Source organism: Bradyrhizobium arachidis (genome assembly GCF_024758505.1).
Taxonomy (GTDB): domain Bacteria; phylum Pseudomonadota; class Alphaproteobacteria; order Rhizobiales; family Xanthobacteraceae; genus Bradyrhizobium; species Bradyrhizobium manausense_C.
In genome coordinates, this window is sequence record NZ_CP077970.1 from 9306898 (window position 1) to 9325686 (window position 18789).

The following is an 18789-nucleotide window of genomic DNA, read 5'->3' on the forward strand; positions in this document are numbered from 1 at the left end:
CGGGACAGCGGGAGCCTTCCGCCGGCTCAGGATAGAGCCAGAATCGCCCCCGACCCTAGGCAAAGTTCATTAACAGTCTGGAAACCACGTTCGGAAAGGCCATGGGAACCATTTCAGCCCGTCCGGCATAGGCCTTGCGAGTACATGACACGCAGAGGGCGTCGCGTCCCAAAACGCGACAGTCGAGCCGGATATGCGATGTTGAGTACCGAACGACCAGACGAGGCAGGCGAGCACGGCACGGGTACCGCACTGGTCCCGCTGACGCCGACGCTGACGTGGGTCCACAAGAGCGTGCTGCCGCGGCCCGACCCGAGCTTCGTCACCCAGTTGATCGCCAACGCCGAGCATGTGCCGCAGGCAAGCCGCTTGCGCCGGGCTTCGCCCGCGGATGCGAACATCGCCTATGGCGACAAGCGCCCGCTGGCCAGCGTCGTTGCGCGAACCCGACAGGTTGCTTGAACTACACCAATTGAATCAGTTAGCGCTGCGGCTGCTCGGGCGGGGCCGGCGTACCGTTGCTCGGCTGGAGCTGCGGCGAGACTTCCGGCGCGGTCGCGGGGCGCGGCGCGGGATGATCCTTCAGCACGGATTCAGCGACAGACTGGGCTGACGGCGCAGGAGGTGCGGGCTGCGGCGCAGGTGCAGGCACAGGTGCCGGCTGCTCGATCGGCTCGAAGTCAGGTGCCTTCGCGGCCTCCTCGGCTTCGCGACGGCCCGCCTTGCGTGAGACGGGCGCGGCCTCGGCGTACGCGACACGGCGGCGCGTGCGCTGGGCGATGCCGCCGAAGAAATCGGCCATCGCAAGCAGCGTCAGCAGGAAGAAGGTGGAGTTGCCGAACTTCGGCCACATCACGAATTCGGCCGCAGCCGCGCCGAACACGATCAGCGACAGCAGATGATCCATCAGGAATTTGCCGCCGGGCCGCGCGCCCTTCACGACCTCGAGCAAAAGCAGCACGATGCCGAGCGCAAGCAGGAGGTCGTTGAGCGTGACCGACCAGGCTTCGCCCGTGATCATCGGCACCCTGAACAGCACGTCGCCAAAGGACACGGTCGGCATCAAGAAGGCGATGATGTTGTAGACCGCGAGCGGGATGAGGAGCAGCGGGAAACCGACCATCGCGTTTGGGCCTTCCTGATCAGGACATCCCGGCAGGACAATGCGGCGGCGAAGCATTGGCTCCGCCGCCGTCACCGTCTTAACTCACTGGTTGGCCGAATTCAGGCGGGTCAAAACGTCCCGCCCGAGAACACACCGGCCTCAGGACTCTTTCTTCTTCAGGACCTGCCGGCCCTTGTACATGCCGGTCTTGAGGTCGAGATGATGCGGACGGCGGAGCTCGCCCGAGTCCTTGTCTTCCACGTAGGTCGGCTTCTTCAGCGCGTCCGCCGAGCGGCGCATGCCACGGCGCGACGGCGAGGTTTTACGTCTCGGAACGGCCATTTCGATATCCTCTAGGGATTGGTGTTCGGGGGCATCGTCCGGAGGACGGCTCAGCACCCAAACGGGGCGAGCGGAATGCCGATCAAGGCCGCGCTTATAGAGGAAGGCCGGCCGTAAATCTAGAGCGTTTTCGAGCAAAGTGGACGCCGGTTCGCGTCAAGAAAACGCGTCAAAACAAGAATCTAGAGCCCGTTCCGATTCCATCGGAACGGAAGGGGCTCTAGGGTTTTGGACCGGAAAAAGTGCCCGAAAAGGGCTGAAATCAACGATTTTCCCGCCAGCAGGTCTGCAATGAGCTGGCTTGCGCCCGCGCCACATAGGTTACGGCCAGCCGCCGAACGCCCGGCCCGGGGGTGCGGGCGCTACGCTTGACCGGATTGGGCAGGATCGAGGCCAACAGCGCCGCCTCCCGCGCCGAGAGGTTCGCGGCCGATTTGCCAAAGGCAAAGGCGGCCCCGGTTTCGACGCCGAACTGCCCCTGGGGCCCGAGCTCGGCGATGTTGAGGTAGATTTCCAGAATCCGCTGTTTGGGCAGCACCAGGTCGATCCACAACGCCAACGGGAACTCCAGCACCTTCCGGATGGGGTCCCGGCCCTGCCAGAGGAACAGGTTCTTCGCCACCTGCTGGGTGATGGTGGAGGCGCCCCGGAACGGCGTGCCATCCTCCTGCGCGTCGTCGATCGCCTCGCGCAGCGCGCCCCAGTCGATGCCGTGATGCTTGCAGAAATGGGCATCTTCCGCGGCGACCACCGCGCGCGGCAGGTAAGGCGACATGTCAGACAGATCGATCCATTGCCGGTGCATCGGCGCGCCGCGCAGGGAACGCCAGGCCATCAGCGTCGAGACGGGATGGCCGGTGCGGTAGAACGGCGTGATCAGATAAGGCACCAGAAGCGCGACGAGACACACCAGCAACAGGATTTTGACGACGCGCAAGCGGGCTTTCCGGGCGTGGCACTGAAGCTTAACAACGGCTCGGCTATTAAGTCTGTGATAATTCGGGTCTTTTCCAGCGCTTTTAAGGCGTTCCAAATGATTGACTGACACGCCCGCATAAAGGATTGTCCGGCCAATTTCGCATTTGGAGCCTTTCTTGATGACCGGCACGACCCCGCCCGACTTCGCCAAACGCCTGGACAAGACCGCCGACGATACCGAAGCCCTGCTGTCCCGGCTGTTGTCGGACGACGTCCTGCCCGACGAGATCGCGCGGCCGAAGCGGCTGATGGACGCGATGCGCTATTCGAGCCTTAACGGCGGCAAGCGGCTGCGCCCGTTCCTCGTGGTCGAGAGCGCCGCCGTGTTCGGCGTGCCGCGCGAGGCCGCATTGCTCGCCGGCGCGGCGCTGGAGTGCATCCACTGCTATTCACTGATCCATGACGATCTGCCGGCGATGGACAATTCGGACCTGCGCCGCGGCCGCCCCACCCTGCACAAGAAGACCGACGATGCGACCGCGATCCTCGCCGGCGACGGCCTGCTCACGCTCGCCTTCGACATCATCACCCGCGACGAGATCCATCGCGACGCCAATGTGCGGCTGCTCTTGACGCGCGCGCTGGCGCGCTGCGCTGGCATTGGCGGCATGGTCGGCGGCCAGATCCTCGATCTCGCCGGCGAAGGCCGCTTTGGCGGCAACGAGCCGATCGATGTCGCCCGTATTCAGCAGATGAAGACCGGCGCGCTGCTCCGCTATGGCTGCATCGCCGGCGCGATCCTCGGCCAGGCCTCGCAAAAGGAATATCAGGCGCTCGACGATTACGGCCGCGCGCTCGGCGAAGCCTTCCAGATCGCCGACGATTTGCTCGACGTTGAAGGTGATGCGGCCGCTCTCGGCAAGCCCTCGGGGCAAGACGCTGCACTCGGCAAGACCACCTTCGTCACCCAGCTCGGCATCGAAGGCGCCAAGCAGCGCGTGCGCGATCTCCTGGCGCGCGCCGACGCCGCGGTCTCAATCTTCGGCGACCGCGCCGCGGTGCTGCAAGCCGCCGCGCACTTCGTCGCCGAGCGGAAGAACTGATATCGACGAGGCCGATCGAATCGGCCTCCCGTCGGGTTTTCTTCATCTCGCCCCGCTTGCGAGGCGAGGGAGTGCACGGCCGCTGCGGTCGCAGCGAAAGTTCAACGAGAGGGCCGCAACCCCATGGGCATCGACAAAGACGATCCTGTCCTTGTCCGCTTCCGAAACATGTCGCGGCCGATGCGCGTGGTTTATGCGCGGCCGCGCACCTTCATCGCGCTCGGTACGGGCATCCTCGTCTGCCTGCTGCTGCCCGGCTCGTTTCGGCTGGTGACGCGGCTGTTGATCGGCTGGGATGCGCTGATCGCGACCTACCTCGTGCTGGTCTACGGCATGATGCTCAACAACGATCACCGCCATATCGGCCGCGCCGCCGCGATGCAGGACGACGGGCGCTTCGTGATCCTGCTGGTGACGGCGATCGGCGCATTCGCGAGCATCGCGGCGATCGTCTCTGAGCTTGGCGTGCCGCACCGCGGCGTGTTCGAACTGACCATCGCGATCACCACCATCGCGCTATCCTGGGCCGCCGTGCACACAACCTTCGCCCTGCACTATGCCCACGACTATTATCGTCACCCGGTCGGCGGACTGCAGTTTCCGAGCGGCGACAAGGACGATCACGCGGACTACTGGGATTTTGTCTATTTCTCGTTCGTCATCGGCATGACCGCGCAGGTCTCCGACGTCGGCATCACCGACAAGACCATCCGCCGCACCGCGACCGCGCACGGCATCGTCTCGTTCATCTACAACACGGCGCTGCTGGCGTTGACGGTGAACATCGCGGCGAGCGCGATTTCAAACTAGCTCGCCGTCCCGGGCAGGTCGTGCAATTGTGCACGTGGGCCGGGACGACGGCAGAGAGTCGGCTACCGGCAGACCTCGGCATTGGGAATGGCGTAGGGGCCGCCGCCGCCGCGGAATTCCAGACGGCAGCCGCGCGCGACGGGACGGCAATGGAGGGTGTCGCAATAGATCTGTCCGCCGCCTGCACCGGCCGCCGCACCCGCCTGCGCGCGCTGCCGTGCCGGACGCTCCTGCTGCTGCTGGCCGTCATCGCGCTTCGCGGTCGTGGGCTTGCCCGCACGCTTCTTCTCGCACTCATTGTCGTCGTTCAGCACATAGCCGTCGCGGCAGACGATCTTCGTACACTTGTCGCCGTCGGCCTTATAGCCTTGCTCGCACACCATCGGGCAGACGCGCGATTGTTTGGTCTTGATGCTATCGAGCGCATCGGTGCTGGCAACCTTCACGTCGAGCTTGGTGCCGGCATAGCGGTTGAACAGCGTCAGCGAACGTTGCGAGGCCGCATTCCAGTTGCCGTCGGCGGAGCCCGAGTAGCAGCCGACCCGGCCGAGCTCGGATTGCACCGATTTGGTGAGATCGAGCTGCGAGGTCGCAGGCGTCAGCGCGGCGACAGTAGTGCCGCCCGGCGCCGTGCGCGCCGCCGAATTGTCCTGGGTCGTCGTTGCAGCAAGATTGACGCGCTGCTGCTCGGCGGCAGCCGCCTGCTTCTGCGCCTGCTCCTTGGCCTGCTGCGCGGCAAGCTGCGCCTGCTCGGCAGCCTTGGCATTGGCTTCGGCTTTGGCCTGTGCATCCTTCTGCGCGCCGGCCGCGGCGAGACGATCGCGCTCGGCCTCCGCCTGCTTGGCCTTCTCCATCGCCGCCGCATGGGCCTGCTCGGCCGCGATCTTGTCGACCTGAAGCCTTGCAAGGCTCGAATAGAAGCCGTCCGGATGCTGCGCCAGGAACGCGTCCCACGCCGCCTTGTTGCCGACCTGGAGCGCAAGTTCATAGTCGCGCCGCACCTCGGCCTGCGGATTGGCCGGAGGCGCGGTCGGCGCCACGGCGGCGACCTTGGCCGGCACCAGCGGCACGTCGTCGCCACCGAGCGAGCCGTACACGAACGGCTCCTGCTTGTTGTTGGTGGTCTTGAGCACGTCGTCGCGCACGAAGCCGAAAGCGCGACGGACGTCGAGGCCGGGCGTCGTCAGATGGTTCGACAGCGCGACGGTGAACGGGCTGTTGGCGCCGTCGCCGTCCTGCGCCGTAAAGCCGGCCTTCGCGGAATAGGCGATCAGCGTGTTCGGGCTCGCCGGCTCGACCTGGGCGAGACCGCGGCCGATGCCGCGCGAAGCGATCGTGCGCTTCATGGACTTCGCAAAGGGATTGTCGCGGCAGGCATCGAGGATCACCAACCGAAGCTGTTTTGCGGGGTCGATCGCGACCAGCACGCGGTCGAGCGACAATGCTTCGTCATAGACGTCGGTATCGCGCTCGAGCTTGGCGTCGACCGGGATCAGATAGTTCGAGCCGTCGACCTCGATGCCGTGGCCGGCGTAATAGACCACGGCGATGTCGGCGCTGCGCGCGGCATCGGCAAAGTCGCGCAGCGCGCGCCGCGTATCCAGCGCCGACAAATCGTGGCGGGAGTCGACGACGTCGAAGCCGGCGTCCTTCAGCGTCTTCGCCATCACACTCCCGTCGTTGACCGGGTTCGTAAGCTGTGGCGCGTTTTGATAGGCGGAATTGGCCAGCACCAGCGCCACGCGTTTGGCGGCAAAGGCGGGCCCGGCGCCAAGCAACAGCGCGAAAGCGAGAAGAAGCGGGCAAAACCTGAACAGATTGCGCATGACACGGCTTCCAAAAAACGAGGGGAATTCGACACCCTCTCAGCCTTGGTAGCAAGATCCGGCCCGGACGCTTGTGAGGGATATCACGAAGCCAGCGCCGGGAACCCTTTTCATTAGTCTCGCCAAACCTCTAGCGGTTCGTTTGCGCCTGCCCCGGGGCGGTTCCCTGCCCCGTCCGCCTCACCCGGCGCCGACATGCCCCTGATATTGTGGCAGATCGTCCGTGATCTCGTACCAGGGCGCCTTGGAGCCCACGAAAATGTGGGCGGTCGGCCGGATCGTGGGGGCGTCGACCAGCGTTCCCATCGCCACGTGCATCCATTGGCCGTCGCGCACCACGGAATAGAGCAGCGAACCGCAGCGCCGGCAGTGCGCGTCATGGTTCGTTTCTTGGGTGGTGTCATCGCCATAGATCAGGCGCGCGTTTTCGCCGCCGACGACGCGAAACTTGCTCCGCTCGATGCCTGCGAACGGCTTGAAGGCGGCGCCGGTGGTGCGGCGGCAGTTCGAGCAGTGGCAGTTCAGCGCGTAGGCGAATTCGTCCGCAACCTCGTATCGTACGGCGCGGCAGAAGCATTCGCCGGCAAGGATACGAGCGTTCTTTTCTTTTAATGCAGCCATGACGAAATCCCACCGCGGACGACCAAGTCACCCATAGCGCAATTGGGCGCGCGCGACTAAGTTTGCCGCGAACAGACATTCGGGAGGATAACCGATGAGCTATGACCGTTCGAGCGTCGAGGCCGTGGTGCAGGGCTATTTCGACGCGCTCTACGAAGGCGATGCCGACAAGCTCGGCGCAGTGTTTCACCCCAGCGCTGATCTGCGCTGGGTGGAAAAGGGCGAGCTGAAGATCCTGACCGTGCCGGACTGGCTCGCCTGGGTGCGCAAGCGCGCCTCCGCGAAGGCCGAAGGCAAGCCGCGTGATGATTTCATCGTCACCATAGACCGTTCCGACGACAAGACCGCCTTCATCAAGGTCAAGTGCCAGCTACCGCCGCGCTATTTCACCGACTATCTCGTCGCGATGAAGCTCGCCGACGGCTGGCAGATCGTGTCGAAGTCGTATCGGTATGACCTGAAGGATTGAGTGCTTTCTCCCTCTCCCTGTTCTTACGAGGAGAGGGGCCGTCTCCGCAAAGATGGCATCAGTTGGAATCGCGGAGACTCCCCCTCACCCGGAATCCGCACTACGCGCGCATTCCGGCCTCTCCCCGCGAGCGGGGCGAGGCGAAAGGACCGAGAACTGCGTCCACAAACTCGTCATTGCGAGCGTAGCGAAGCAATCCAGACTGTCACCGCGAAAAGATTCTGGATTGCTTCGCTGCGCTCGCAATGACGGAGACTGCGGGTAGAGCGAAAGTCCCCCACAACACCTGCGCGCCGTCTCCTTCGCACCGCGCGGCCTGGCGGCCGCGGGCGAGTAGACCATGGGCATGGCGTCTTGCGGAGCAGGTTTTCGGTCACGCTTGCGCGAAGCGTCATAAATTTGTCAGGACACTGTCCGAAACCAAAATCGGCCGCTTCCGTCGCGTGCCGCCTCGTTCATCTCGGTTAAGGATTCCCATGACCCTGGATCGTCGTTCCCTGCTGGCAGGCCTTGCCCTCATGGCTGTCGGCCCCGCCCGCGCGCAGGAAGCCCCGCCCGAGCTGGAAGCGTACGAGCGCCAGAGCGGCGGCAAGATCGGCGTCCATGCCGAAAACCTCCTAACCGGCGCAAAACTCTCCTGGCGCGCCGACGAACGCTTCGTGATGTGCAGCACCTTCAAGGCCTCGCTCGCGGCCTGCGTGCTGTCACGGGTCGATCGCGGCGAGGAAAAACTCGACGCGATGATCTCTTACGGCAAGGCCGACCTGCTCGACTACGCGCCGGCGGCGAAGGAGAACCTTGCCTCCGGCGCGATGTCTGTCACCGACATGTGCAAGGCGATCGTGGAGATCAGCGACAACACCTGCGCCAATCTGTTGCTGGCGCGAATCGGCGGCCCGGCCAAGCTGACCGCGTTCTGGCGCAGCATCGGCGACAACGTGTCCCGGCTCGATCATGACGAGCCGGAGCTGAACCGCTCGCCGCCCGGCGATCCCAACGACACCACGACGCCGGCGGCAATGATTGGCAATCTCCGTCGCCTCGTCATCGGCGACGCCCTGTCCGCGACGTCGCGCGCGCAGCTCACCGAGTGGATGGTGAATTGCAAGACCGGCGCCAACCGCCTGCGCGGCGGCCTGCCCAGTAGCTGGCGGATCGGCGACAAGACCGGCAACAACGGCAGGGACGCCTCGGGTGACATCGCGGTGGCCTGGCCAAAGCCTGATGCACCGATCCTGATCGCGGCCTATACGCAAGGCGGCAAGCCTGACGCCGCGCAGCTCCAGGCGGTGTTTGCCGGCGTCGGGCGCATGGTGGCACAAAAGCTGGGCTGATCCGGCCGGATTGACCAGGCCTGCGCTTCCGAGGCAAGTGAACGGTCATGGAAGCCAAATTTCAGACCTTTCTCATCCTGCTTGCGGTGCTTGCGGGCACGGCGCTCGCGGCGCGGCGGTTCAACGTCGCACCGGCCATTCTACTGATGCTCGCAGGCGTCGGGCTCGCCTTCGTGCCGGGCATGCCGCCGGTCGAGCTGCCACCGGAACTCGTGCTCTTGATGGTGCTGCCGCCGCTGATCTACTCGGCGAGCGTCGCCATGAGCTGGCGCGAGTTCAAGAACAATCTGCGCCCGATCGTGCTGCTCGCGGTCGGCTGCGTGATCTTCACCGCGGCGATGGTGGCGACGGCCGCGCACTATCTGATCGGCATGCCCTGGACCATCGGCTTCCTGATGGGCGCGATCGTCGCGCCGCCTGACGTGGTCGCGCCGCTCGCGATCGCGCGCCGGCTACACATGCCGCGACGGCTGCTGGTCATCCTCGAAGGCGAAGGGCTCGCCAACGACGCGACCGCACTGATCCTCTACCGCTTCGCGCTCGCTGCGATCATGACCGGAAGCTTCTCGCTGCCGCTGGCGGCCGGCGAATTCATGCTCATCGTCGCCGGCGAGATCGCGTTCGGCATCGGCGTCGGCTGGCTCTCCTTGCGCGCCCGCAAATGGGCGCGGGATCCGCAGGTCGAGCTCACGCTCTCGCTGATCACGCCCTACATCGCCTATTGGCTGCCCGAGCATGTCGGCGGCTCCGGCGTGATCGCGACTGTCGCCTGCGGCCTCTATGTCAGCTGGAACGGGCCGCTCTGGATCTCGTCGGCCACGCGCCTGCAGGGCATCTTCTTCTGGGACCTGATCATCTATTTGATCGAGGGCATCCTGTTCCTGCTCACCGGCTTCCAGATGCGCGATCTCTACGAGAAGTCGAAGGCGTTTCCGCTGGACGAGATCATGATCGCCACCGCCGTGGTGATGGTCGTGATCATCGTCGCGCGCTTCGCCTGGCTGTTTCCGGCGACCTACCTGCCGCGAATGCTCAGCAAGTCGCTGCGCGAGCGCGATCCGTCGCCGCCCTGGCAATGGCCGTTCACGCTCGCCTTCACCGGCGTGCGCGGCGCCGTCTCGCTCGCGGCCGCGCTCGCGCTGCCGTTCGCCTTGCCCGGCGGCGAGGCCTTCCCCTATCGCGACTTGATCCTGTTCGTCGCCTTCGGCGTCATCTTCATCTCGCTGATCGGTGTCGGCCTCACCTTGCCGCCGGTGGTGCGCTGGCTCGGCATCGCCGATGCCGGCCGCCACGAGCATGTCGCCGAGCATGAGGCCGAGATTTCCGCGCGCAGGCAGGCGCTCGAAGCTGCGCTGAAATCGCTCGACACCATGACCGAACAGAAGGACATCTCGGATGAGGTCATAAGACTGCTGCGGGCTCGCCACGAGATCCGCACCAACCAGCTCCCCGATTCGCTCGACCCCTCGCACCACGACGTCTCCGCCACCGGCACCGCGCTAACCCGCGAGCTGATCGCCGCCGAGCGCAAATTCATCCACGTGTTGCTGCGCGACGGCCAGATTACCGACGAGACCCGCCGCCGCATCGAGCGCGACCTGGATCTGGAAGAAGCAAGCCTCGCGAACCGGGAATATAAGGGGGCGCCGCTGTAGCGGCACTAGCAGCCTCGTCCCGGACAAGCGCAGCGAAGCGGAAGCGCAGATCCGGGACGACTACCGAGAGTGCCGATAGCTCTCGTCCGACTACTGCCGCCTCTCGCAAAACTCCTTCATCGCGTCCGCCACCGCCGCTGCAATCAACCCATGCCGCTCCGGCGAGTTCATCGCCATCTCCTCGTCGCGGTTGATGATCGAGCCGCCTTCCAGCAACACCGCCGCGCTTCTGGTGCGGGAGAGCACGACGAGCTGGTCGTAGCTGTAGACACCGACATCCTTGTCCAGCAGCGGATGCCGGTAGCGGCCCATCAGCGGCAGTGTGTACTGGGTCGCATAGTGCAGGCCGCGCTCCTTCAGCTCCTTGCCGAGCAGGCGCGCGAACATCATGCTGATCGCAAAGTGCGGGTTTTGCCGGGACACGAACAGCGAGTGGCCGGAGAAGCGGTCGCTAAAATGGCTTTTTGCACCTTCGAACTCCCATTCCTCGAGCAATTTGTCCGGTACCGAATCGTGATGAACGGACAGGAAGAAATCCGCTCTCGCGTCGTTGGCGACACCGACACGCCTCAGCAGGCTCACCCTCGCCTTGCCGTCCGTGACCAGCAGGCGCGTCGCGGCAAAGCCTTCGGACTTGAGCTTGCCGACGATCAATTTCGCCAGCCTGAGATTGAAGCCGAATTCGGGATCGTTGCGCGCGCTCAAGGCGCCAAACGACTCCGAGGTGTGACCGACATCGACAAAAATCCGGAACTTTGGCTTCTCGCACTTCACCGCCGGCAGCGGCGCCGGCTTTGACTTCGGTTTTGGCTTGGCCTTCGGCTTGACGAGCGGAGGCTTCTTGGCCGTGGCCGCGACGCTTGGACCTGCCGGCGCGAGCGTCAGCACGACGAGCGCTGCGACGAGGCCGGCGATGATGCTCCGCGCCTGCCGCAAGCGCTACTCCGCCGCCGCGATGCGGGGACGCCCGACAAAGCCCGCGACATAGGCGTCGCGCTCGCCTTGCGTCAACGGCCGCTCGCCCATGCCGTCCCCGGATCTGCTTCGGTCAGGAATTTGTTGTCCTCCGCGCGGAGCATGGTGGATTCTCCGGACGTTATTTTCGGCAAGATTGGCGCGGGAGTGGAGGAACGTCAACGCAAGAACGGCTCTCGTGTCCCGGACGCGACGCGGCATGAAATGACGCGACGCAGACCCGGGATCCATTGTGGCTGGGTGGGCCCCGGCTCAGCAGCGCACCGCTGAAGAAGCGCTGCGCTGCGTCCGGGGCACGAGAGCGAGCTATACCGGCCTCTCCCCCTTCACCGTCACCCGCGTCCCTGACCTCGTGTGGGGCCAGTAGTCCCACATCGCGCGGTGCTGGGTGCAGCGGTTGTCCCAAAAGGCGATGGCGTTCTCGGTCCAACGAAAGCGGCATTGGAACAGCGGGTTCTCCGCGTGCTGGTAGAGATAGGCCAGCATCGCGTCGCTCTCGTCGCGGGGAACGCCGTTGATGTGACGGGTAAAACCGCGGTTGACGTAGAGCGCTTTCTTGCCCGTCACCGGATGTGTACGCACCACCGGATGCTCGGCGTTCGGATAGGAGGGCCTGTCGGCGACGCCGTAATTGGCGTAGAGCCCGCGATAGATCGGCTCGCCGTCATGCAGCGCCGTGAGGCCGTCGAGATAGGCCTTCATGCGGTCCGACAGCGCCTCATAGGCCGCATACATGTTGGCGAACAGCGTGTCGCCTCCGCGCGGCGGGCATTGCTTGATGTAGAGGATCGAGCCCATCGGCGGCTCGAGGTCACACGACACGTCGGAATGCCAGCCCTCGCCGTTCGCCCGCGGCGAGTTCTTGTCGGCATAGATCTTCATCAGCGCCGGGTCTTCATCCTCGTGGGGCGCGGCTGGATGAAAGTGCAGCTCGCCGAACTTGCGGCCAAAGGCGAGATGTTGTTGTGGCGTGATCTCTTGGTCGCGGAAGAAGATGACGAGGTTTTCGGCGAGCGCACGGTGGATCTCGTCCATCTGCCGGTTGGAGCGCGCCTCGCCATCGACGAGCTTGCCGATGTCGACACCGGAGATTTCCGCGCCGATGATCGGCGTGAGCTTTTCGACGGCGATCGTCTCATAGGCCGCGCCGTCCTCCGCCATGTGGCGATAGCGCGGGCCTTGCTTGCCGGACAAAGAGCTCATGGGCGGTGTCTCCCGATCGTTCTTGATTGGAAGGCATCGTAGCAATGTCGGGCGGGTTAGCGAAGCGTAACCCGCCGCTTCGCGCGCGCAAAAAAAATAGGGCGGGTTACGCTTGCGCTAACCCGCCCTACGATTCCTGACCTTGGAGGAAACCTACTCCGCCGCAGTCACCGGCACCTTGGCGCCGTAGCGCTGGTCGATGTAGTCGATCACCAGCGCCTTGAAGTCGGCGGCGATGGTCGGACCGCGCAGCGTGCGGAACTTCTTGCCGTCGACGAAGACGGGCGCGGCCGGCGCTTCGCCGGTGCCGGGCAAGGAGATGCCGATATTGGCGTGCTTGGATTCGCCGGGGCCGTTGACGATGCAGCCCATCACGGCGACGTTGAGCTCTTCGACGCCCGGATATTTCGTCTTCCAGGTCGGCATCTCCTCGCGGATGAAATCCTGGATCGAGCCTGCCAGCTCCTGGAACGTGGTCGAGGTGGTGCGGCCGCAGCCGGGGCACGCCGCGACCAGCGGCACGAAGGTGCGGAAGCCCATGGTCTGCAACAGCTCCTGGCCGACCTGCACCTCGCGGGTGCGGTCGCCGCCGGGCTCCGGCGTCAGCGAGATGCGGATGGTGTCGCCGATGCCCTGCTGCAAGAGGATGCCGAGCGCGGCGGACGAGGCGACGATGCCCTTGGTGCCCATGCCGGCTTCGGTGAGACCGAGATGGATGGCGTAGTCGGAGCGGCTGGCGAGAACTTCATAGACCGCGATCAGATCCTGCACCGCCGACACCTTGGCCGACAGGATGATGCGGTCCTTGGGCATGCCGAGCTCTTCGGCGCGCGCCGCCGAGAGCAGCGCGGACTGCACCATGGCTTCGCGCATCACCGCGCGCGCATCGCGCGGATTGGCCGAGGCCGCGTTCTCGTCCATCAGCTTGGAGAGCAGCTCCTGGTCGAGCGAACCCCAGTTCGCGCCGATGCGGACCGGCTTGTTGTTCTTGTTGGCGATCTCGATGATGTCAGCGAATTGCGTGTCGCGCTTGTCCTTGAAACCGACATTGCCGGGATTGATGCGATACTTGGCGAGCGCTTCGGCGCAGGCCGGATAGGCCGCGAGCAGCTTGTGGCCGATATAGTGGAAGTCGCCGATCAGCGGCGTATCGATGCCGCGCTTGAGCAGGCCGTCGCGGATATGCGGAACGGCGGCAGCGGCCTCCTCGCGATCCACGGTGATGCGGACCATCTCGGAGCCGGCGCGGGACAGCGCTGCGACCTGGGCGATGGTGCCGTCGATATCGGCGGTGTCGGTGTTGGTCATCGACTGCACGACGATCGGCGCGCCGCCGCCGACGGCGACGTTGCCGACCTTGACCTGAGTGGTGTGATGGCGCGGCTGCGGCCCCGCGATGTCGGAATCGATGGTGTTTTCGGGCTTGTTCATGGCGTCCAAATATCAGGTTTTGGTGACTTTCAGCAATGCATCAGCGGGCGCCTGCACCACCGGACTCGGCCGATTAACCAGAAAAAGTCCAGCAATTACAAGGAGCGCCGCGGCACCGAAGGCCAAGCTTAGATTGTCATGCATGATGAAATAACTACCCACCACGCCAAACAAAGGTGTGATGAAGGTAAAAGCCGACAATTTGCTGGCCGAATAAGCCTTTACCAGCGCGAACCAAAGCGTGAACGTCGTTCCGACCACCCAGACGGCCTGAAACACCATCAGGGTCAGGGAGAGCGGACTGGGCTGGTGCGTGATGGATTCGCCGAACAAATAGGCCGCGAGCCCCAGAATCGGGATCGACATCGCCACCTGATAGCCTAGCGCCTTCTCCGGCGCCGCAAAACGCAGCCGGGTCGACTTGGCAACCAGCGTGGTCGCCGCCCAAAGCGAGGCGCCGCCGACGATCATGAGATCACCGAGCAGCACTTTTGCGTCGACGTCCGCTTGCGGCACGCCGATCGCCAGCGCCACACCGGCAAAGCTCACGGCCAGGCCCAGCCATTGCGTTCCGCTGAGCCGCTCGCCGAGCACCTGATAGGAGCCGAGTGCGACGAAGAACGGCGCGGTGTAGAGGAACACGACCGCGCGGGACGCCAAGGTGAAGCGAATGCCCTGATAGATCAGGACGAACTCCACGCCGAACATCAGCCCGGCGATGACGCCGGCCTGCCATGTGCCGTCACGCTCGAAGAATTTTACGCCGCGCAAGGTGCCGACGATGAACAGCACCGGCAGCGCGCCCATCGAGCGGATCATCGCCTGCAGCATCGGCGGGATATCCGGCAGAACCAGCTTCACCGCGATCTGGTTAAAACCCCAGGTCAGGCACAGCATGAGCATGAGGGCGATGGCGCCGGCACTGAGGGGGCGCCCGGCGGACGGACTTGTTGGTTCTGACATTTCTTCCCGGGACCGGCTTCTTGCCGTGTTGTTCTATGAGCTTGTCTGACAATGGGTGCAGGTGCCTGTGATCTCGACCACGGACAGTCGTGGCGCAAAGCCGGAACTGCGCGCCGCCTGGTTGAGGCCTTGCGCGAAGGGCGCGGCCTGGATCTCGCCGACCAGGCCACAGCGCTCGCAGATCAGGAACGCCACCGCCGAGGTCGCGTCGTGGTCGTGGGCGCAGGCGAGATAGGCATTGCGGCTTTCGATGCGGTGCACGAGACCGTTGGCCATCAGGAAATCGAGCGCGCGATAGACCGTGATCGGCGCGGGCCGCGGCATCGACTTCGCGAGCTCGTCGATCACCTCATAGGCGCCGAGCGGCCGGTGGCTGGAGAGCAGCGCCTGCAGCACCTGGCGGCGGATCGGCGTGAACTTTTGCGACCGCTGCTCGCAAACCGCTTCGGCATGCGTCAGCGCGTCCGCAGTGCAGCGGCCGTGATCGTGATCGGGCGCAGGAAATGCCGGCTTTGTGAGGCTCATCGCAGCCCATTTGTAGCATTTCGGCCCGGGAACCCAAAGCGCGCCCCCGCAATCGGCTGCCAGCCATGCTTTGGCGGCGGAGCAGCGTCCCGTTAACCCGGCATGCGGGAGATCGTAAGCTTACTTATAATATCGCAAGCTTATTGGAGACCAAGCATATGAGCCGCGGTTCCGTGGACCACAACTTCCTGTTCACGCTGGGCGAGGTGTTCCGGCTGATCCGGGTCTATGCCGACAAGGAGGCGTCCCGCTTCGGCATCACCCGCGCGCAATGGGCGGTCCTCGCCAAGGTCGAACGCAGCGAAGGCATGAAGCAGTCGGAGCTCGCCGAGCTCCTGGAGATGCAGCCGATCACGCTGACCCGCCTGATCGACAAGCTCTGCGACAACGACTGGATCGAGCGCCGCAGCGACGCCAGCGACCGCCGCGTCAACCGTCTCTATCTGAAGAAGGCCGGGCGCGCCTTGCTCGGCAAGATGAGCGGCCTGCGCTCCGAGCTCACCGCCAACGCGCTCGACGGCATCAACCCGGCCGATGCCCACCGCCTCCTCACCCAACTCGAAACAATCAAGGAAAACGTGCGCACCGCGATCCAGAATTCCGGCGCGGAGCAAGTGCGTAAGGAGCCACGCTATGGCTGATCAGGTCATCAAATTCGCACCCGAGCAGAAGGGCGCGCCGAGCGGCAAGCCGACCAAGAAGCTCGCCGCAGAACCGCGCCGCCGCCTGATGGCCGGCATCCGCCGCTATCGCCGCTTCCTGCTGATGGTCGTGCTGCCGTCCGTGGCCGCAATCGCCGGCATCACCTTCTATCTGCACGGCGGCCGCTACGTCGGCACTGACGATGCCTATGTCGGCGCACAGAAGGTGCTGATCACCCCTGACATCTCCGGCAAGATCGACAAGGTCGTGGTGAAGGAGGGGCAGGTCGTCAAGGAGGGCGACGTGCTGTTCGAGATCGACGCGGTGCCGTTCCGTCTCGCGGTGGACCAGGCCAAGGCCACGCTCGACCAGGCGCGCACGACCTATGACAATCTCGTCGCCAACATCAAGATCTACGGCCAGATGCTGGACCTTGCGCAGCAGGGCATGGACCTGAAGCAGAAGGACGTCGAGCGCAAGCAGGCGCTGGTGAAGAACAATTTCGGCTCGCAGCTCGACCTCGACAACGCGTCGACCGCCGTGGTCACCGCCGGCGCCCAGGCGCAATACGTCAAGCAGCAGCTCTCCAACGCCACGACGCAACTGCTCGGCAATCGCGAGCTGCCGCTGGAACAATTCCCGCCCTACGCTCAGGCCAAGGCCAAGCTCGACGAGGCCCAACGCAACCTCGACCACACCGTGCTGCGGGCACCGATGAGCGGCGTGGCGACGCAGGTCGAGCAGATCCAGCTCGGCCGCTTTATTTCCGCCGGCACGGCAGTGTTTTCGATCGTCGACATCGCCCACCCCTGGGTCGACGCCAATCCGAAGGAAAGCGACCTCACCCATGTCACGGTCGGCCAGAGCGTGACGCTCGAGGTGGACGCATTCCCCAACCACGTCTTCAAGGGCAAGATCGGCTCGCTGTCGCCCGGCACCGGCGCGCAGTTCGCGATCCTGCCGCCGCAGAACGCCACCGGCAATTTCGTCAAGGTGGTGCAGCGCGTGCCCGTGCGGATCTATTTCGACGACAACGACAAATACGTGAAGAAGCTGAAGGCCGGCATGAGCGTCTATGCCACCATCGACACCGGCCATCAGCGCACGCTGACAGGTCTGCTCGGCCTGTCGGCCACCGCGAACCAGGACAAGGACGACTGATCCGATGTCCGGTCCTGCGGCAAACCTGATGGTCCCCGGCCTGCGCCGGAACATGGTGACGATCTGCGCCATGACCGCGACCATCATGCAGGCGCTCGACACCACGATCGCCAACGTGGCGCTGCCCTACATGCAGGGCACGCTGTCGGCCTCGCAGGACCAGATCAACTGGGTGCTGACCTCCTACATCGTCGCCGCCGCCATCATGACGGCACCGGTGGGGTGGATCGCCAACCGGTTCGGCCGCAAGCGCATCTTCATCATCTGCTCTGCAGGTTTCACCTTCGCATCCGTGCTGTGCGGTCTCGCGCAGGACATCAACCAGATGGTGCTGTTCCGCCTGCTGCAGGGCGTGTTCGGCGCGGCGCTGGTGCCGCTGTCGCAATCGGTGATGCTCGACTATTACACGCTCCAGGAACGCGCCAAGGCGATGTCGATCTGGGGCATGGGCGTGATGATGGGCCCGATCATGGGCCCCTCGCTCGGCGCGTGGCTCACCGAGACCTATTCCTGGCACTGGGTGTTCTTCGTCAATCTGCCGTTCGGCGCGATCACCGTGATCGGGCTGATCGTCTTCATGGACGAGACGAAGAAGGATCTGACCCTCAAATTCGACTGGTTCGGCTTCGCGGCGCTGGCGGTCGCGATCGGCGCGCTGCAGCTCGCGCTCGACCGCGGCGAGCAGCTCGGCTGGCTCGAATCGCCCGAGATCGTGGCCGAGTTCGTCGTCTCGGCGGTCGCGTTCTACTACTTCTTCGCGCACTCCTTCACGACGTCGCGGCCCTTCATCCGGTTCGAGCTGTTCAGGGATCGCAATTTCGTCACCGGGTGCATTTTCATGACCGTGATGGGACTGGTGCTGTTCTCGACCATGGCACTCTCCTCGCCCTTCATGCAGAACGTGATCGGCTATCCCATCATCACCGCCGGCATGCTGCTGGCGAGCCGCGGCGTCGGCACGTTCTTCGCCATGATGCTGGTCGGCCGCCTGATGCGCTACATCGAAGCGCGCACCCTGATCATCTCGGGTCTCAGCCTGACGGCAGGATCGCTGTTCTACATGACCGCGTGGACCGACCTCACGCAGGTGCCGGAGATCATCACCGTCAGCGTCATTCAGGGATTTGGCTTCGGTCTCGTGTTCGTGCCGCTTTCAACCGTGGCGTTCCTGACGCTGTCAAATAATCTGCGCACCGATGGCACGGCGATGCTGACGCTCGTGCGCAACGTCGCGAGCTCCGTCGGCATTTCCGTCGTCATCGCCGAGCTGACGCAGGGCACGCGGAAGACCTATGCGATCCTCTCCGAGCACATCAACCCGTTCAACCACGCGCTCCAGATGCCTGATGTGCGGGGCCTCATCAACCTCTCCACCGATGCCGGCCGCGCCATGGCCGACAAGATCATCACCATGCAGGCGCAGATCATCGCGTTTGCACACGACTACCAGCTCGTGATGCTGTTCGTGCTCTGCACCATCCCGCTCGCGCTGATGATCGGCTCGACCAAGGCCACGCTACGCAAGCAGGCGGCCGGGCCGGAACATGCGGTGATGGAGTAAAGCGACACAGCACCCCATTCTCCACGGTCATGCCCCGGCTTGACCGGGGCATCCAGTACGCCGCGGCCCTTCCGTATTCGTCGCTGTCTCTGGGATACTGGATCGCCCGGTCAAGCCGGGCGATGACAGCGAGTGAATGGTGCGA

At 64.5% G+C, this 18789-nt stretch carries 20 protein-coding genes; 10 read left to right on the plus strand and 10 right to left on the minus strand.

The genetic code is table 11. The features are described from left to right. Positions 1 to 198 precede the first annotated feature (198 nt). Positions 199 to 462 (plus strand): hypothetical protein, encoded by a 264-nt coding sequence (locus KUF59_RS43415; protein ID WP_212462450.1) that lies wholly within the window; start codon positions 199 to 201, stop codon positions 460 to 462. Positions 463 to 481: 19 nt separating this feature from the next. Here KUF59_RS43415 and KUF59_RS43420 read toward each other — a convergent pair whose 3' ends face one another. The 3 genes from KUF59_RS43420 to mtgA all read right to left on the minus strand — a co-directional run bounded on the left by KUF59_RS43420 (position 482) and on the right by mtgA (position 2384). Further along, the gene (locus KUF59_RS43420) at positions 482 to 1123 is read right to left on the minus strand and encodes a hypothetical protein (RefSeq protein WP_212462451.1); all 642 of its coding nucleotides are present in this window, start codon (positions 1121 to 1123) and stop codon (positions 482 to 484) included. Between the two features lie 141 nt (positions 1124 to 1264). Further along, the gene (rpmF, locus tag KUF59_RS43425; protein ID WP_024509484.1) at positions 1265 to 1447 is read right to left on the minus strand and encodes a 50S ribosomal protein L32; all 183 of its coding nucleotides are present in this window, start codon (positions 1445 to 1447) and stop codon (positions 1265 to 1267) included. A gap of 262 nt (positions 1448 to 1709) precedes the next feature. After that, positions 1710 to 2384 (minus strand): monofunctional biosynthetic peptidoglycan transglycosylase, encoded by a 675-nt coding sequence (gene mtgA / locus KUF59_RS43430; protein WP_212462452.1) that lies wholly within the window; start codon positions 2382 to 2384, stop codon positions 1710 to 1712. 160 nt (positions 2385 to 2544) lie between these two features. On the opposite strand from mtgA, the gene KUF59_RS43435 reads away from it, so the two are divergent. After that, a complete protein-coding gene (locus KUF59_RS43435; protein ID WP_212462453.1) occupies positions 2545 to 3468 on the plus strand; it encodes a polyprenyl synthetase family protein in 924 nt (307 codons plus the stop codon). Positions 3469 to 3591: 123 nt separating this feature from the next. Continuing rightward, positions 3592 to 4278, plus strand: coding sequence for a DUF1345 domain-containing protein (locus KUF59_RS43440; protein ID WP_212462454.1), 687 nt, complete (start codon positions 3592 to 3594; stop codon positions 4276 to 4278). 62 nt (positions 4279 to 4340) lie between these two features. On the opposite strand, the gene KUF59_RS43445 is transcribed toward KUF59_RS43440, so the two are convergent. Then, the gene (locus tag KUF59_RS43445; protein ID WP_212462455.1) at positions 4341 to 6104 is read right to left on the minus strand and encodes a caspase family protein; all 1764 of its coding nucleotides are present in this window, start codon (positions 6102 to 6104) and stop codon (positions 4341 to 4343) included. A gap of 180 nt (positions 6105 to 6284) precedes the next feature. Next, entirely contained in the window at positions 6285 to 6725 is a 441-nt protein-coding gene (locus KUF59_RS43450) for a GFA family protein (protein ID WP_212462456.1), read from the minus strand. A 94-nt stretch (positions 6726 to 6819) separates the two neighbouring features. On the opposite strand from KUF59_RS43450, the gene KUF59_RS43455 reads away from it, so the two are divergent. The 3 genes from KUF59_RS43455 to KUF59_RS43465 all read left to right on the plus strand — a co-directional run bounded on the left by KUF59_RS43455 (position 6820) and on the right by KUF59_RS43465 (position 10183). Then, on the plus strand, positions 6820 to 7194 hold the full coding sequence (locus tag KUF59_RS43455) for a nuclear transport factor 2 family protein (RefSeq protein ID WP_212462457.1): 375 nt from the start codon (positions 6820 to 6822) through the stop codon (positions 7192 to 7194). Positions 7195 to 7670: 476 nt separating this feature from the next. Further along, positions 7671 to 8528 (plus strand): class A beta-lactamase, encoded by an 858-nt coding sequence (gene bla, locus KUF59_RS43460; RefSeq protein WP_212462458.1) that lies wholly within the window; start codon positions 7671 to 7673, stop codon positions 8526 to 8528. A 47-nt stretch (positions 8529 to 8575) separates the two neighbouring features. Further along, positions 8576 to 10183, plus strand: a complete 1608-nt coding sequence (locus tag KUF59_RS43465; RefSeq protein ID WP_212462459.1) for a Na+/H+ antiporter — start codon at positions 8576 to 8578, stop codon at positions 10181 to 10183. A gap of 90 nt (positions 10184 to 10273) precedes the next feature. Here KUF59_RS43465 and KUF59_RS43470 read toward each other — a convergent pair whose 3' ends face one another. From KUF59_RS43470 to KUF59_RS43485, 4 genes are all read right to left on the minus strand, one after another. After that, on the minus strand, positions 10274 to 11119 hold the full coding sequence (locus KUF59_RS43470; RefSeq protein ID WP_212462460.1) for an N-acetylmuramoyl-L-alanine amidase: 846 nt from the start codon (positions 11117 to 11119) through the stop codon (positions 10274 to 10276). 345 nt (positions 11120 to 11464) lie between these two features. Then, positions 11465 to 12361 carry a TauD/TfdA dioxygenase family protein gene (locus KUF59_RS43475; RefSeq protein WP_212462461.1) on the minus strand — a complete coding sequence of 299 codons (897 nt, stop codon included), beginning with the start codon at positions 12359 to 12361 and terminating at the stop codon, positions 11465 to 11467. Positions 12362 to 12514: 153 nt separating this feature from the next. Then, entirely contained in the window at positions 12515 to 13792 is a 1278-nt protein-coding gene (ispG, locus tag KUF59_RS43480; RefSeq protein WP_212462462.1) for a flavodoxin-dependent (E)-4-hydroxy-3-methylbut-2-enyl-diphosphate synthase, read from the minus strand. Between the two features lie 12 nt (positions 13793 to 13804). Continuing rightward, entirely contained in the window at positions 13805 to 14653 is an 849-nt protein-coding gene (locus KUF59_RS43485) for a DMT family transporter (RefSeq protein WP_258770092.1), read from the minus strand. On the opposite strand from KUF59_RS43485, the gene KUF59_RS43490 reads away from it, so the two are divergent. Next, positions 14574 to 14804: a hypothetical protein gene (locus tag KUF59_RS43490; RefSeq protein ID WP_258770097.1), complete on the plus strand. Its 231-nt coding sequence runs from the start codon at positions 14574 to 14576 to the stop codon at positions 14802 to 14804. The genes KUF59_RS43485 and KUF59_RS43490 overlap by 80 nt on opposite strands. Here KUF59_RS43490 and KUF59_RS43495 read toward each other — a convergent pair. Continuing rightward, positions 14789 to 15280 (minus strand): Fur family transcriptional regulator, encoded by a 492-nt coding sequence (locus tag KUF59_RS43495; RefSeq protein WP_212462464.1) that lies wholly within the window; start codon positions 15278 to 15280, stop codon positions 14789 to 14791. The genes KUF59_RS43490 and KUF59_RS43495 overlap by 16 nt on opposite strands. Before the next feature lie 158 nt (positions 15281 to 15438). Here KUF59_RS43495 and KUF59_RS43500 point away from each other — a divergent pair, with 158 nt between their 5' ends. From KUF59_RS43500 to KUF59_RS43510, 3 genes are read left to right on the plus strand one after another with little or no spacing between them, the layout of a single operon-like run. Continuing rightward, positions 15439 to 15921 (plus strand): MarR family winged helix-turn-helix transcriptional regulator, encoded by a 483-nt coding sequence (locus KUF59_RS43500; protein WP_212462465.1) that lies wholly within the window; start codon positions 15439 to 15441, stop codon positions 15919 to 15921. Then, on the plus strand, positions 15914 to 17083 hold the full coding sequence (locus KUF59_RS43505; RefSeq protein WP_212462466.1) for an HlyD family secretion protein: 1170 nt from the start codon (positions 15914 to 15916) through the stop codon (positions 17081 to 17083). Before KUF59_RS43500 ends, KUF59_RS43505 begins: the two co-directional genes overlap by 8 nt. 4 nt (positions 17084 to 17087) lie before the next feature. Then, positions 17088 to 18644 (plus strand): MDR family MFS transporter, encoded by a 1557-nt coding sequence (locus KUF59_RS43510; RefSeq protein ID WP_212462467.1) that lies wholly within the window; start codon positions 17088 to 17090, stop codon positions 18642 to 18644. Positions 18645 to 18789: the final 145 nt, after the last annotated feature.

Excerpts from the sequence above, each read along its gene's own strand:
- KUF59_RS43415 (WP_212462450.1), top strand. The coding sequence starts at position 199 with ATGTTGAGTACCGAACGACCAGACGAGGCAGGCGAGCACGGCACGGGT.
- KUF59_RS43420 (WP_212462451.1), bottom strand. The coding sequence starts at position 1,123 with ATGGTCGGTTTCCCGCTGCTCCTCATCCCGCTCGCGGTCTACAACATC.
- rpmF (WP_024509484.1), bottom strand. The coding sequence starts at position 1,447 with ATGGCCGTTCCGAGACGTAAAACCTCGCCGTCGCGCCGTGGCATGCGC.
- KUF59_RS43435 (WP_212462453.1), top strand. The coding sequence starts at position 2,545 with ATGACCGGCACGACCCCGCCCGACTTCGCCAAACGCCTGGACAAGACC.
- KUF59_RS43440 (WP_212462454.1), top strand. The coding sequence starts at position 3,592 with ATGGGCATCGACAAAGACGATCCTGTCCTTGTCCGCTTCCGAAACATG.
- KUF59_RS43445 (WP_212462455.1), bottom strand. The coding sequence starts at position 6,104 with ATGCGCAATCTGTTCAGGTTTTGCCCGCTTCTTCTCGCTTTCGCGCTG.
- KUF59_RS43450 (WP_212462456.1), bottom strand. The coding sequence starts at position 6,725 with ATGGCTGCATTAAAAGAAAAGAACGCTCGTATCCTTGCCGGCGAATGC.
- KUF59_RS43455 (WP_212462457.1), top strand. The coding sequence starts at position 6,820 with ATGAGCTATGACCGTTCGAGCGTCGAGGCCGTGGTGCAGGGCTATTTC.
- bla (WP_212462458.1), top strand. The coding sequence starts at position 7,671 with ATGACCCTGGATCGTCGTTCCCTGCTGGCAGGCCTTGCCCTCATGGCT.
- KUF59_RS43465 (WP_212462459.1), top strand. The coding sequence starts at position 8,576 with ATGGAAGCCAAATTTCAGACCTTTCTCATCCTGCTTGCGGTGCTTGCG.
- KUF59_RS43475 (WP_212462461.1), bottom strand. The coding sequence starts at position 12,361 with ATGAGCTCTTTGTCCGGCAAGCAAGGCCCGCGCTATCGCCACATGGCG.
- ispG (WP_212462462.1), bottom strand. The coding sequence starts at position 13,792 with ATGAACAAGCCCGAAAACACCATCGATTCCGACATCGCGGGGCCGCAG.
- KUF59_RS43490 (WP_258770097.1), top strand. The coding sequence starts at position 14,574 with ATGAACAGCACCGGCAGCGCGCCCATCGAGCGGATCATCGCCTGCAGC.
- KUF59_RS43495 (WP_212462464.1), bottom strand. The coding sequence starts at position 15,280 with ATGAGCCTCACAAAGCCGGCATTTCCTGCGCCCGATCACGATCACGGC.
- KUF59_RS43500 (WP_212462465.1), top strand. The coding sequence starts at position 15,439 with ATGAGCCGCGGTTCCGTGGACCACAACTTCCTGTTCACGCTGGGCGAG.
- KUF59_RS43505 (WP_212462466.1), top strand. The coding sequence starts at position 15,914 with ATGGCTGATCAGGTCATCAAATTCGCACCCGAGCAGAAGGGCGCGCCG.
- KUF59_RS43510 (WP_212462467.1), top strand. The coding sequence starts at position 17,088 with ATGTCCGGTCCTGCGGCAAACCTGATGGTCCCCGGCCTGCGCCGGAAC.